The 14,769-nt window shown below is 38.6% G+C and carries 12 protein-coding genes; 4 read left to right on the top strand and 8 right to left on the bottom strand.

Features of this window, described 5'->3' with window-relative positions:
- Positions 1-333: 333 nt before the first annotated feature.
- From K9B36_RS13720 to dnaA, 8 genes are all read right to left on the bottom strand, one after another.
- A complete protein-coding gene (locus K9B36_RS13720) occupies positions 334-1,404 on the bottom strand; it encodes an HD-GYP domain-containing protein (protein WP_223702799.1) in 1,071 nt (356 codons plus the stop codon).
- 81 nt (positions 1,405-1,485) lie between these two features.
- Positions 1,486-3,981 carry a DNA gyrase subunit A gene (gene gyrA / locus K9B36_RS13715; protein WP_223702798.1) on the bottom strand — a complete coding sequence of 832 codons (2,496 nt, stop codon included), beginning with the start codon at positions 3,979-3,981 and terminating at the stop codon, positions 1,486-1,488.
- Positions 3,982-4,244: 263 nt separating this feature from the next.
- On the bottom strand, positions 4,245-6,170 hold the full coding sequence (gene gyrB, locus K9B36_RS13710; protein ID WP_223702805.1) for a DNA topoisomerase (ATP-hydrolyzing) subunit B: 1,926 nt from the start codon (positions 6,168-6,170) through the stop codon (positions 4,245-4,247).
- 100 nt (positions 6,171-6,270) lie between these two features.
- Positions 6,271-6,525, bottom strand: a complete 255-nt coding sequence (gene remB / locus K9B36_RS13705; protein ID WP_223702796.1) for an extracellular matrix regulator RemB — start codon at positions 6,523-6,525, stop codon at positions 6,271-6,273.
- A gap of 10 nt (positions 6,526-6,535) precedes the next feature.
- A complete protein-coding gene (recF, locus tag K9B36_RS13700; protein ID WP_223702795.1) occupies positions 6,536-7,657 on the bottom strand; it encodes a DNA replication/repair protein RecF in 1,122 nt (373 codons plus the stop codon).
- Positions 7,658-7,671: 14 nt separating this feature from the next.
- Positions 7,672-7,890 carry a S4 domain-containing protein YaaA gene (yaaA, locus tag K9B36_RS13695; protein ID WP_223702794.1) on the bottom strand — a complete coding sequence of 73 codons (219 nt, stop codon included), beginning with the start codon at positions 7,888-7,890 and terminating at the stop codon, positions 7,672-7,674.
- Between the two features lie 129 nt (positions 7,891-8,019).
- Positions 8,020-9,156, bottom strand: coding sequence for a DNA polymerase III subunit beta (gene dnaN, locus K9B36_RS13690; RefSeq protein WP_223702793.1), 1,137 nt, complete (start codon positions 9,154-9,156; stop codon positions 8,020-8,022).
- 190 nt (positions 9,157-9,346) lie between these two features.
- On the bottom strand, positions 9,347-10,693 hold the full coding sequence (dnaA, locus tag K9B36_RS13685) for a chromosomal replication initiator protein DnaA (RefSeq protein WP_223702792.1): 1,347 nt from the start codon (positions 10,691-10,693) through the stop codon (positions 9,347-9,349).
- Between the two features lie 815 nt (positions 10,694-11,508).
- On the opposite strand from dnaA, the gene rpmH reads away from it, so the two are divergent.
- The 4 genes from rpmH (at position 11,509) to jag (ending at position 13,780) form a co-directional block, all read left to right on the top strand.
- Positions 11,509-11,643: a 50S ribosomal protein L34 gene (gene rpmH / locus K9B36_RS13680; RefSeq protein WP_223702791.1), complete on the top strand. Its 135-nt coding sequence runs from the start codon at positions 11,509-11,511 to the stop codon at positions 11,641-11,643.
- A 275-nt stretch (positions 11,644-11,918) separates the two neighbouring features.
- Complete coding sequence (gene rnpA, locus K9B36_RS13675) at positions 11,919-12,266, top strand: ribonuclease P protein component (RefSeq protein ID WP_223702790.1); 348 nt, start codon at positions 11,919-11,921, stop codon at positions 12,264-12,266.
- A gap of 111 nt (positions 12,267-12,377) precedes the next feature.
- Positions 12,378-13,154: a YidC family membrane integrase SpoIIIJ gene (gene spoIIIJ, locus K9B36_RS13670; RefSeq protein WP_223702788.1), complete on the top strand. Its 777-nt coding sequence runs from the start codon at positions 12,378-12,380 to the stop codon at positions 13,152-13,154.
- Complete coding sequence (gene jag / locus K9B36_RS13665; protein ID WP_223702786.1) at positions 13,151-13,780, top strand: RNA-binding cell elongation regulator Jag/EloR; 630 nt, start codon at positions 13,151-13,153, stop codon at positions 13,778-13,780. Before spoIIIJ ends, jag begins: the two co-directional genes overlap by 4 nt.
- The last annotated feature ends 989 nt before the right edge of the window (positions 13,781-14,769 follow it).

Here is a 14,769-nt window from a genome sequence, read left to right as displayed (position 1 = left end):
GTAGACGCTGTTGTTTTGTTTAGTTTTCAAAGAACTTTTTTGGCGCTCTGTTAAAAGCGACCTCTTAAATATAACATGTACCTTAACACAAAGTCAACATCTTTTTAAAATCCCTTATGCATGGAAAGAAGAAAGCGTAGTTGCTTGTGTTGCTGACTTGATTGATTATAGCACGGTGCTAGTCATGATGCAATTACTTTTTTAATATATTTTTAATATCTTATTTAAACTAAGAAAGAAAGGCCTGTTGCGATATTCCGCAGCAGACCTCCCTCTTTTTATTATGACTATTATAGTGAATTAGTTGGAACAATTATGGCCTTCTCCAAGAGGTTATTTAAGTATCTCTTCTACATATAAGTCTAGCTCTTGATTTAGTGTGATATATTGCTCGGAATCAACTGCTTTCACCATTGGCCTGGTAGGTGTATTCGGATCAATAAAAACAACCTGGACAATTTTTCTATTAGATAAACGCAAATTGACTCCTACACTAAACTTACACACACTATTTGTTAACGCTTGGACAACTGCTAGATCGTATTTACCGAACGTCTCATGTTTTAACTGCTCAATTACTTTGAAAGGTGATTGCTTCCTACGATACTTTCTTGGAGAGGTCATCGCATGGAACACATCTGCTACCGCAAGTATTTTAGTATAGTGGTGTATTTTATCTTCAGATAATCCAAAGGGATACCCGCTCTTATCATAACGTTCATGATGTTGGAGAACTGCAAGCTTTATATCGTCTTGGATAACGGGTTGCTTACTGACCATTTGGTAGCTAAAGATTGGATGTTCTTTTATCTGATCGAATTCTTCTTTCTTCAGCACCGCGACATTTTTGAGGATTTTCTGATCGATTCGAGACATTCCACAATCCATTAAGAATCCTGCGATTCCTACTTGAATAATATCCTTCTTACTATAGCCCATCGTCTTGGCAATAGATGCTGCAATTATGGAAACCGCTACTGAATGGTGATAGATGTACTCTTCTTCGTCTGTATAATGGTAAACAGAAAATACTTCCTCCTGGAAGAGCAGCGATTTCTCAATCATAGGAATAATGGCATTACGTACTTCCGAATAATCTATAGGAGATCCTGATTGCCAGGTCTTATAGAGTTTTTTATAACCCTGTATGGCCTTAAAGTACATTTGTAAAAATGAGTCCTCTATTGGTTTGTGCTCCTCTACAGGTAAAAGTTGAGGGTTAAATGGCTGTCCATTTGAAAGAAAAGCTTCGATTTCGACTTCATCTATTAAAAATAGCTCTAGCATTTCTATATGTTGACTGTTTAGGATTGTTCGTTGTGTCATTATTGGTTTAGTTGCAATCGACTTAACTTCCTTGGCTAAAATACACCCTTCCACTAACTGTACAGTTTTTACTAACATGGACTTTCCTCTCCTTAACTCTTTATACACAAAGAGGAACACCTTTAGTGTTCCTCTTTGTACTTGCTCGATATGCACTTCTTATTCTTCGACCTCTTCTTCCAAAATTCCTTCTTCTAAATCAGGATCTTCCAAATCTATGTGTTCCACTTCTTCTTTATCAACTCTTGCAACTGTTGTTACAAATTCACTTTCTGCTAAACGAATCAGTTTCACGCCTTGCGTGTTACGTCCCATTTGTGAAATACCATCAACCGACATACGAATTAATACGCCGCTTGCTGTAATAAGCATCAAGTCTTCTTCAGAAGTTACGGTTTTTACTGCTACGAGTTCACCATTACGTTCTGTAATGTTACAAGTTTTAATGCCTTTACCTCCACGGCTTTGAATTCTATATTCTTCTGCCGGAGTTCGTTTTCCATAGCCGTTTTTCGTAACAACTAGGACATCGAGGTTCTCTTCTAATAGCTCCATCCCAACTACTTCATCAGATGGTGAGATATTAATCCCTTTCACCCCAGTTGCAGTTCTTCCCATTGAACGTACGTCAGTTTCATGGAAACGAATTAACATACCATTTTTCGTCCCGATAATCATTTCTTTTGTTCCATCTGTCATTTTCACAGAGATTAATTCATCATTATCACGAAGTCCTAATGCAATTAGGCCTCCCTTGCGGATGTTAGCAAACTGGGATAATGGCGATCGTTTGGAAATACCATGTTTTGTAGTAAAGAATAGATACCAGTCGTCAACAAAGTCTTCAACAGGGATAATGGCATTGACCCATTCCCCTTTTTCTACTTCAAGAAGGTTAATAATCGGTATACCTTTGGCAGTACGACTGTATTCTGGGATTTCATAGCCTTTTGCACGGTATACTTTTCCTTTGTTTGTAAAGAATAACAACGTATCATGGGTAGATGTTGTTAATAGGTGCTCCACAAAGTCATTTTCATTCGTGCCCATTCCTTGAATACCACGTCCGCCTCTTCGCTGACTGCGGTATGTAGAAAGTGGAAGGCGCTTAATATAACCGTTATGCGTCAGGGTAATAACAACGTTTGATCGTGGAATTAAATCCTCGTCCTCAATCGCCTCTAACCCACCAACCATGATTTCGGTGCGACGTGTATCATTAAAACGCTCCTTAACCTCCGTCAGTTCTTCCCGAATGATTTCAAGTACCTTTTCTTCATTTGCTAGTATGGCTTTTAATTCTCCGATTAGCTCCATAAGTCCTTTATACTCTTCTTCAATCTTCTCCCGCTCTAACCCTGTTAGACGTTGTAGACGCATATCTAGGATCGCTTGAGCTTGTTTTTCTGATAGAGAGAATTCAGTCATTAAACCTTCCCTAGCAATATCAGCTGTTTGGGAGCTGCGGATAAGGGCTATTACTGCATCTAAATGATCAAGCGCAATTCGTAACCCTTCTAGAATATGTGCTCTTGCTTCCGCTTTGCGAAGTTCAAAGGCGGTACGGCGTTTTATTACCACTTTTTGATGTTCTAAGTAATAGTAGAGACATTGTTTAAGATTTAATACTTTAGGCTCTCCGTTAACTAATGCTAATAGATTGATTCCAAAACTTGTTTGCAAGGACGTCTGTTTAAACAAATTGTTTAAAAGGACATTAGCGTTAGCATCTTTTTTCACTTCTATTACGATCCGCATTCCATTTCGGTCAGATTCATCACGAAGGTCGGAGATGCCCTCAATTTTTTTATCACGTACAAGGTCTGCTATTTTTTCAATTAATCTTGCTTTGTTGACCTGGTATGGTAATTCATTAACAATGATTACCTCTCTACCATTTGGTTTTAGTTCGATATCTACTTGCGCTCTTACCGTAATGGACCCTCGGCCTGTTTCATACGCTCGGCGAATTCCACTTCTGCCCAGTATTTGTCCTGCTGTTGGAAAGTCAGGACCTGGAATAATTTCCATCAGCTCCGGAATTGTGATATCCGGATCATTACTCACTGCTAGAACTCCGTCAATTATTTCTCCAAGCTGATGGGGTGGAATATTCGTAGCCATCCCTACTGCGATACCGGAAGCTCCATTAACAAGCAAGTTAGGGAATCTTGCAGGAAGTACAACAGGTTCCCGTTCTGAACCATCATAGTTATCTTGGTAATCGATCGTATCTTTGTTGATATCACGTAAGATTTCCATAGAAATTTTGGACATTCTTGCCTCTGTATAACGCATAGCCGCGGCAGCGTCTCCATCAACTGATCCAAAGTTACCATGTCCATCAATTAACATATAGCGGAAGTTGAAGTTCTGTGCCATTCGAACCATAGTGTCATACACTGCAGAATCACCATGGGGATGGTACTTACCAATTACCTCTCCTACGATACGTGCTGATTTTTTGTATGCTTTGTCAGACGTCATCCCTAAATCATTCATTGCGTATAATATACGACGATGAACCGGTTTTAATCCGTCTCGAACATCTGGAAGTGCACGTGCCACAATAACACTCATGGCGTAATCAAGGAACGATGTTCTCATTTCCTGACTGATATTGATTTCTTTAACTTGAGAGGACCTCTCAGACATAATTATGAACCTCCTTGCGAAACTTTAGCTTTAAACTAAAGGCTTTTTTCGCATTCTTTGTTGTTTCAGCGTAAGTTATAACTACCCGTAACAATCAAGCTGTTGTGCGCTTTTCTTTTGTAGTAACAAAAAGTTACACTCTCTTTAAGAGAGGTTAGAGCGGTGCCGATTTTACGGGCTTAAAGCAACAATTTTTACGAAAAGAGCCTTACTAAATTCGCTCTATGTAAAAACACAGGATAGGTTTCGCTACCCTGCTAATATTAGATATCTAGGTTTTTTACGTAACGGGCATTCTCTTGGATAAAGTTTCTTCTTGGCTCTACTTTATCCCCCATTAGGATTTCAAATGTTTCATCCGCTTCAATCGCATCTTGCATGGTTACTTGCAGCAATGTTCTCGAAACAGGATCCATCGTGGTTTCCCAAAGTTGCTCTGGGTTCATCTCTCCAAGACCTTTGTAACGCTGTATGCCAGCCTTAGGTTGATCGCTCATAGTAGCAAGGGTTTCTTCCAACTGACGCTCGTTATAGGCATACTCTATTTTTTTACCTTGCTGAATCTTATAAAGTGGTGGCTGAGCAATATAAATATAGCCGTGTTCAATAATCTGACGCATGTAACGATAGAAGAATGTTAGCAACAATGTACGAATATGTGCTCCATCAACATCCGCATCTGTCATAATAACAATTTTATGATATCTAGCTCTCGTTATATCAAACTCTTCACCAATACCTGTTCCAAGAGCAGTAATGATGGCACGAATCTCGTTGTTAGAAAGAATTTTATCAAGTCTCGCTTTTTCAACGTTAATAATTTTCCCTCGTAACGGTAAAATAGCCTGAAAATGGCGGTCGCGTCCTTGCTTAGCTGAACCACCCGCAGAGTCTCCCTCTACCACATATATTTCACTGATAGATGGATCTTTGGATGAACAATCCGCTAACTTCCCTGGTAAGCCGGAAATCTCAAGGGCTCCCTTTCTTCTTGTAAGCTCTCTGGCTTTTTTAGCAGCCATTCTCGCTCTTGAAGCCATTAACCCTTTTTCTACTATTTTTCTCGCCGCAGAAGGATTCTCGTATAAGAAGCCTTCGAATTTCTCAGTAAAAACGGAATCTGTTACAGTTCTAGCTTCACTGTTTCCAAGTTTGGTCTTCGTCTGCCCTTCGAATTGTGGGTCAGGATGTTTTATTGATACGATAGCAGTTAATCCTTCACGAACATCGTCCCCGGTTAAATTACTATCTGCATCTTTAAAAATATTATTTTTTCTAGCATAGTCATTTATTACTCTTGTAAGAGCAGTTTTAAATCCAAATTCATGCGTTCCACCTTCGTACGTACTAATGTTATTCGCAAAAGAATAGAGATTGCTTGTATAGCTGTCATTGTATTGAAGAGCAACTTCGATGGAAATTCCGTCCTTTTCCCCCTCGACAAAGACAACCTCTTCATGAATTACTTCTCTCGTACGATTTAAATGTTCTACATAGGAGGCAATTCCACCCTCGTAAAGGTACTCGTTCTTCTTACCTTCTTCGACTCTCTTATCTTCGATGGTAATACGTATACCTTTATTAAGAAAAGCCAGCTCACGTAAACGGTGTGCTAATGTATCGAAATCATACTCTATTATTTCTGTAAAAATCTCTGTGTCCGGTACAAAATGGATAATCGTCCCTGTAACTTCGGTTTCCCCTATAATTTTAAGATCTTCGTGGGGAACTCCTTTGTTGTACTTTTGATAGTGGACCTTTCCATCACGGTGAACATAGATTTCAAGTTCTGAGGAAAGTGCGTTAACAACCGAAGCACCAACACCATGCAGACCTCCGGAAACCTTATAGCCGCCACCACCGAATTTTCCTCCCGCATGGAGAACGGTCATGATAACTTCCACTGCAGGTCGACCCATCTTTTCATGGATTCCAACTGGTATTCCCCGACCATTATCTGTAACTGTGATGCTATTATCCTTTTCGACAATAACATTAATCTCCGAACAAAATCCTGCGAGGGCTTCATCGATACTATTATCGACTATTTCCCATACAAGATGGTGAAGTCCTTTCGTACTGGTAGAGCCAATGTACATTCCCGGTCTTTTTCGAACAGCTTCTAGTCCTTCTAGTACCTGTATCTGACTCTCATCATACGTGTTTTCTTGCATCTCTTTTTGATCCATCGCCATATCTATCACCTTCACTTTTTATTTCAAAACTGCTAGAAAGCGCGAGCGGCTCACCGCTGGAGCTAGACACCAATCGAACTTGTGAAACCCATCATTACACTTTCAGAGATAATTCCTCAACGGGAATATCCATTCTTTTTTTTAGCGTAGTAGAAGCTAATGGAGAAAGATAAATAATCTCATCGGTTATAACGATTGATTTTACATCGTGCTTACTGATATTTTTTATAGAATTAGCGGCAGAGGGTGGCAGGTTTGATTGCCAGTCCGACTTCAAAAGCCGTCTGTCTAAGATAGCAATTATATTAGCCGCTCTTACCATGATCTCTTCTCCAATATGCAAATACACTTACTTCACCTCAGTTCAATTTCTTTAACGAACCGGAGACTACCTCATACGTAGCTGCTTGTTTTAGTGTTTTATGGTCTATTCCATCAACACTTGTTGTCGTTACAAAGGTTTGCACTTTCCCTTGTATTGTATTCAACAAATGGGATTGTCTATAATCATCTAACTCGGATAGCACATCATCGAGCAGTAAAATGGGATACTCGCCTATTACCGAATAGATAAGATCGATTTCTGCTAATTTTAAAGAAAGAGCAGTGGTCCTCTGTTGTCCTTGGGATCCAAAAGTTTGTACTTCTTTTCCGTTCACTTGAAAGACCAAGTCATCACGATGTGGGCCGAATAAAGTGATTCCTCTTTCAATTTCTCTATCTTTTATTTTATCAAATTTTTCGTTATATGCTTCTATCATTTTCGACAAATTTGATATTTCTGATACATGCTCAACAGAGGGTTTATAAATAATAGTCAATTCTTCTAACCCTCTGCTGATACTTTTATGAATTGGCTGCGCCCATTTTTGTAGGAGTTGTATGAATTCCAGACGCTTTATCGTTACTTTTGCGGCTGATTCTACTAACTGTTCCGTTAGCACCAATAGCATTGTTTCATCTTTTTGTTTTCTTGATTGAAGCTGCTTTAGGTAGTGGTTTCTTTGCTGTAACACTTTAAGATAGCGTGCTAGATCATGCATATAGATTGGGGAAACCTGCCCAAGCTCCATATCCAAAAAACGTCTTCTTACCTGAGGACTGCCTTTTACAAGGTTCAGATCTTCTGGAGCAAACATTACAATGTTCATGTTTCCTATATATTGACTAAGCTTTGATTGTTCTAAATGATTACTTTTTGCTCTTTTTCCCTTTTTAGATATTACAAGTTGCAATGGTAAGGGGCCATTCTTCTTATGTATCCTACCTTCTATTTTAGCATACTCTTGGTCCCAACTGATAAGATCTTTATCATTTGAGGTACGGTGCGATTTAGCCATGGCAAGGACATAGATGGATTCCATAACATTTGTCTTCCCCTGGGCATTTTCCCCTAATATAACATTCACACCGCTCTCGAAATTTGTGTCCAAGCTTTGATAATTCCGGTAATTTCTTAAAGATAGCTCTTCAATATACAATACTTATCACCAACTTATGAGTGAACAATGATAAAGCTGCCAAAGCCTTCGATTTCCACAACGTCTTGATCTCTTAATTTTCTTCCTCTTCTTGAATCGATTTCGCCGTTTACTTTTATTTCATATTCTTGCAAGAACCATTTCGCCATTCCACCTGATTGAATGACATCTGCAAGCTTCAAGAACTGACCTAAGGTAATTATTTCTGTAGAAATTTGAATTTCCTTCATCATTTTTCGCTCACTTTCCTTAAGGCTTTTCTCTTATTGTACTAAAACTTGTTCATATAGAAAAGAAAGCTACAGCGTTGTGTCGCTAGTAGCTTTCCGAATCATTGTTGTTTCACGCATTTTGCGCTTTGTTTAATACGTTCTCACTGGAAGAATTAACTGTAACATAGAATCATCATGAATGGTACGAATTAAAAACGGTCTCATAGCTCCTGTGAAGTTAATTAGAATTTCATTACCTTCTAAAGCTTTTAATGCATCCATCATATATTTTGCACTAAAAGAGATTTTTAATTCCTCCCCTTCCATGCTATTTCCCTGCACCTGCTCTACTACTTTCCCTACTTCTGGTGAGTTTGAGGATATTTCAAGTGAACTATTCTCCAGTGTAGCAAGCTTGACCACATTATTTCTTCCCTCCCGTGCAAGTAAGGATGCACGGTCAATGGCTTGTAAAAACTCTTTAGTCGTAACTGTTATATCTGTTTTGCTTTCTGAAGGAATCAATCGAGAAGTATCAGGATAGTTTCCATCAAGCAAGCGAGAGAAAAATAATATATTCTTCGCTTTAAAAAGCACTTGATTATCAGTAATAACAATATCAAGCTGCTCGTTTGTATCATCAAGTATCTTATTTAGCTCATTTAGGCTTTTTCCTGGGATTACTACATTACAAGCTAAATTATTTTCTGCATCGATCTTCGCTTTTCTTAATGCTAATCGGTGACTATCTGTTGCAATACAGATAAGTTCATGATTTTCGAGCTTCCAGTTTACACCTGTCAAGATAGGGCGTGTTTCTGAGGTGGACACTGCGAAAACGGTTTGACGAATAATATTTTTCAGAAGATCTGTCGGAAGTCGGAATACGCTATCCTCTTCTATTTGTGGAAGATGTGGGTATTCCGAAGCATCCAATCCATTTAGATTAAACTCAGATCGGCCGGATCGAATTGTCGTCACAAACTGATTGCTTACTTCTATCTCCACTGTATCCATCGGTAATTTTTTTATAACTTCACTGAAAAAACGTGCTTGAAGTACCACACTTCCTGATGTTTTAACTTCTACATTTTCTGTGCCGTCTTCCTCGCTAGGAATAAAAGATTCAATGGAAATATCAGAATCACTTCCTGTAAGAGTTACACCTTCTTCTGTTGCTACAATCTTTATTCCAGTCAATATTGGAATGGTTGTACGTGAAGATACAGCCTTTAAAACATCTTGAACACTTTGTACCAACTTGTCTCTTTGGATAATGAATTTCATCGTTAGCCTCCTAAATTTGCAGGTCTATTTATATATATTTATTAATAAAAAAACCGTAGAAGTACTAGTAGGGCCTGTGGATTTGTGGATAACCGAACTTTTGTGTTCTGGCTCTAGTTATACACATGTGGACAAACTGTTCTTAACTACAGTCAAGTTATGCACACAATTCACGGTCCAACTCTTCGGTCTAGTTTTTTAGTTGCTCAGAAATTGCTTTTATTTGTTTCTGTAAGGATGTATCAGTTTGTACTAGTCTAGAGATCTTCTCATGAGCATGAATTACGGTCGTATGATCTCGCCCACCGAATTCTTCTCCTATTTTAGGAAGAGAGAAATCGGTAAGCTCCCGAGATAGGTACATAGCAATTTGTCGAGGATAGGCAACAGATTTAGTACGCTTTTTTGCTTTAAAATCTTCGAGTCTTACGTTATATTCCTCCCCGACTGTTTTCTGAATGTCAAGGATGGTCACCATTCTTGGCTTTGAACTTGGAATGATGTCCTTTAGTGCTTCTGCAGCTAAGTCTGCATTTATGTCTTTGTTGATCAAAGAAGAATAAGCGACAACTCTAATAAGCGCCCCTTCTAATTCGCGAATATTGGAATCTATTTGGTTTGCAATATACAACATCACTTCGTTCGGTATATCAAGGCCTTCCGCTTTAGCCTTTTTACGTAAGATGGCAATACGAGTTTCCAAGTCAGGTGGTGTAATGTCTGTAATCAACCCCCACTCAAATCTTGAACGTAAGCGGTCTTCTAATGTTGGTATTTCTTTTGGTGGTCGATCACTTGAAATAACAATTTGTTTACTTTCCTCATGCAAAGTATTAAACGTATGAAAGAATTCTTCCTGTGTTTGTTCTTTTCCAGCAAGAAATTGAATATCATCGATTAGTAGCACATCTACGCTACGATACTTATTACGAAAATTAACTGCTTTGTTGTCTCTAATGGAATTAATAAATTCATTAGTGAATTTTTCGGAGGACAAGTATACGACCTTTGCTCCCGGATTATGTTCAATTACATAATGACCAATGGCATGCATTAAGTGAGTTTTACCAAGCCCAACGCCCCCATAAATAAATAGAGGGTTATATGCTTTAGCAGGAGCCTCTGCAACTGCTAATGATGCAGCATGAGCAAATCTATTTCCAGATCCAATGACAAAAGTATCAAAAGTATATTTAGGGTTTAACATGTTTTGTGGTATTTCAATCGGATCATCGTCTCTTTTTATCTTAGCTGGAGGAGTTTTGATCTCTATTTCCTCATCCGATTGGTTTTGAGGAATGATAAATTTGATTGTCAGCTCTTCCCCAGTTATATCTGTAATGGTTTCTCCAATTAAATTGGAATATCTAGATTCAAGCCAATCACGAGCAAATTCATTTGGTGCTGTTATGACAAGATTGTCTCCTTTAAGAGAGTAGGCTTTAGTAGATTTCAACCAGGTTTCAAAGCTTGGTTTGCTTATCTTTTTTTCAATTTCATTTAACGCCTTAAGCCATAAATCCGAGATGTTTTTCAACCTTCATCCCCCTTTCTATCTTTTTATAAAATAAATAAAGGTGCTCATCTGTATAAGTTTTGTTCAACAAACCTTTTCAAGAAAAACACCCGATGTATGTTTATTCATTCGTATACTGTGCATAACATATAATATAGTAGAAAAATAGTTTTCGACATAAATAGTGGTCTGTGGACAATTAGTTACACACAACAATGAATAACTATCCACACCTTATCCACAATCTGTGGACAAGTATTTTTGTGTTAATAATTATTAAGAGTGAAAACACAAATATAATATCAAAAAAAAGCTTATGTTGCAATGTATTTTTGATATTATCCACAATCGACACATCTTGTGGAGGAAAGTTTTCCACAACACTATATACTGTGTAAACCTTGTCGATAACTGTTGTGGATGACGAAAAAACTCGAAAAAAGTTATCAACAGTGTACAAGAATTATAATTTTTTTTTTGAATGGAAGAGAATTCTTCTATTAACTTTAATCAATATTCCACTGACTTTAGATCCAACTGATTGTTTAGAACATCTATGACTGCTAAAACTAGAGCTCATAAAAAGTTGTTAGTTTTTGTCTATTTAAAAGAAAAGGTTGCTTTCAGCGTCGATGGAATTTATACTAACTAATGGGAAGTTGACATTTCGATGATGTATTCTCTATAATTAATAAGACTGTCTGTTAAGAATTTATATTATAGGAAAGCAAGACTTTCCAACAAAAAAGAAAAACAACCTAAATAGCCTTAGATTATATGAAGGAAAACATTGTTTTTCTATTATTAGAAGTAATCCTCAGGGAGGTGTCATAGTAATGAAAAGAACGTTTCAACCAAATAAACGTAAACGTAGTAAAGTACACGGTTTCCGTGAGCGTATGAGTACTGCTAACGGACGTAGAGTTCTTGCACGCCGTCGTCGTAAAGGAAGAAAAGTATTATCAGCATAAGGCCACTGAATGTCAGTGGTCTTTTTTTTACTGTTTAAGTTAGTGCAAACTTTTATAGTTTGATTTGTGTCTAGCGCAAATAGCTTTGCCTTTACTGTTTAAAGTGCAACCTTCTTAGAAAACGCACTTTTCGTCCTGGGGCTACAAACAAGAAACTTACCTTTTATCATTTAATACTGATAGAAACTTTTAAAATTTAGTTATGATTTCCCCTCAATTTAGAAAGAATGGAAATGGGGATGAATCAGAAGCGGCTTTGACAGGGGGAACACATGATGAAAAAAGAACAAAGAATAAAAAAAAGCAAAGAGTTTCAACATGTGTTTCAAAAAGGCAAATCGATGGCTAATCGGCAATTTGTAGTATACGCCTTGGAAAAAAAGGGACAACCTTATTTCAGAATTGGTTTGTCAGTTAGTAAGAAAATAGGAAATGCTGTAGTAAGAAATCGAATAAAGCGTCTAATTAGACAGGCATTACTTGAAATGAAAGAACAACTTTCTCAAGAAGTGGATATTGTAATAATCGCCAGAAAGCCCACTTCAGATATGACATATGAAGAAGTTCAAAAAAGTTTACAGCATGTACTTAGAAAACTTCCGGTACTAACGAATAAAAAATAGATGCAGCAATAAAAAGTTTGTCATAGTCTTGACATTTATTCTATTATTCGATTAAAAATGGTAGGATGTAATAGGAATTATTTTTTTTGTGTATAAAGGAGGAAAAAGAGGTTGAAAAAACGAATATGGCTACTAATGGGCCTTGTTGGTTTAGTAGTCTTGCTGACAGGTTGTATGGAAATAAATGAGCCTATTACTAATGAGAGCGAAGGCTTTTGGAATGAGTACGTAGTATATCCGTTATCATGGCTCATCACTTATTTTGCAACACTATTAAATAATGATTACGGACTATCGATTATTATTGTAACTTTGTTAATTCGATTTGCTATCTTGCCTTTGATGATCAAGCAAACAAAGAACACGAAGGCGATGCAAGCGTTACAACCAGAAATGAAAGCACTTCGTGAAAAATATAGCTCCAAAGATCAAAAAACACAGCAAAAGCTACAGCAAGAAACAATGGGTTTATTCCAAAAACATGGAGTTAATCCATTGGCAGGTTGTTTCCCACTATTGGTACAGATGCCAATTCTAATCGGATTTTTCCATGCAATAACGCGTACCCGTGAAATTGCAGAGCATAATTTCCTATGGTTTGACTTGGGAGAACCAGATCAATTCTTTATCTTACCAGTTGTTGCTGGTATTACGACATTCATTCAGCAGAAGATTATGATGGCAGGAATGGAGAATAATCCTCAAATGGCCATGATGCTTTGGATTATGCCAATCATGATCGTTGTTTTTGCGATTAACTTCCCAGCAGCTCTTTCACTATACTGGGTGGTAGGTAATATCTTCATGATTGTTCAAACGTACTTTATTAAAGGACCGGAGCTGAGAAAAACCGCAGCTGCTGGAACTGCAGGGGGAACGAAAAAGTGAAAGAAATAACTGCAACTGGTCCATCAGTCGAGGAAGCTGTCCAATCTGCTTTAACTCAACTAAAAACATCAAGAGACCGTGCAGAAATCACCATCGTTGAAGAAGGCAAGAAAGGATTATTCGGACTGTTCGGGGCCAAACCAAGCATTGTATCCGTAAAGTTAAAATATGATCCCATCGAAGAATCAACGAATTTCCTGAAAAAAGTGCTAAAAGATATGAATATTGTCGCGGAATTAACAACAAAAGTAGAAGGAAGAAATATTTCTATTTCGATTGAAGGGGAGAAAACCGCCCTGATTATCGGTAAAAGAGGACAAACTCTGAATTCCCTGCAATATTTAACACAAATTGTCGCTAATCGATATTCCAATCAGTATCTTTCCGTTGTTATTGATGCAGAAGGTTATCGGCAAAAGAGACGAGAAACATTGGAACATTTAGCGGAGAGACTCGCACAGAAGGCATTAAAAACAAAACAGGATGTGCACTTAGAGCCGATGCCATCTTTTGAACGAAAAGTAATGCATGCGATCATCTCCCGCTACTCTGAAGTTGAAACGTATTCTGTTGGCAAAGAGCCTAACCGTTCGTTGGTTATTACTCCGAAAAGGGTAAAGCAATAAAAACCTATCGCAATCAAGCTGACTTCCATAATAGGAAGCCAGTTTTTTTTTATTTTTTTATTTTTTGAGGGGTTGGATGCCTCCACTTGTAAAAGGAACTTTTTAAGGTCTCTTTGAACACCGCTGTCCCTCTCCACGAAAAGCTACGCGTCCGCGGGGCGCTTGGGGAGTCTCCTCGGCTAAACGCCTGCGGGGTCTCNATGCCTCCACTTGTAAAAGGAACTTTTTAAGGTCTCTTTGAACACCGCTGTCCCTCTCCACGAAAAGCTACGCGTCCGCGGGGCGCTTGGGGAGTCTCCTCGGCTAAACGCCTGCGGGGTCTCCCCAAAGCACTATCTCCCGCAGGAGTCTCCGCCTTTCGTTCCGATCCACAGCTGGGAGCACCAAGGATCAAATGGTACTCTTTTTTTTAGTGCAGCGCTTAATGTAAAGACTTCCCCCCAATAGGAATTTATATAACGTCACCATATATAAAGTGCTTCCCCCTGTGTAATGAAGTGGAAGGTGATCGACTCCTGCGGGAGGTAGCGGTAGACGGGAGACCCCACAGGCGCAGCCGAGGAGGCTCCCGCACCGCCCCGCGGAAAGCGATCACCTGGAACGGAAAGGAACAGGGATTTAAAACAACCCTACTTATTTTCAGGCTACCCCATAAAGTGAAAACTTCAATATGCAATGGAAAGAAGTCACCAGACATAAAAAGTGCACTCCCCTGTGTAATGAAGTGGAAGGTGATCGACTCCAGCGGGAGGTAGCGGTAGACGGGAGACCCCGCAGGCGCAGCCGAGGAGGCTCCCGCACCGCCCCGCGGAAAGCGATCACCTGAAAAGGAAAGAAACAGGGAGTTAAAAGGAAAAGCTAATCTTACATGCGAGCCCTCAGCACCCTATAGCGCTATAAAAATCTCTGATTGTTGTTATTCACATGTGGATAAGTTAAAATTAATAATAAGCATAGACAAGTACGGGCAATATTTGTGGATAACTGTC

It is taken from the genome of Sutcliffiella deserti, from assembly GCF_020037475.1.
GTDB classification, from domain to species: Bacteria; Bacillota; Bacilli; order Bacillales; family Bacillaceae_I; genus Sutcliffiella_A; species Sutcliffiella_A deserti.
This window is presented reverse-complemented; position numbering and strand designations above follow the sequence as displayed.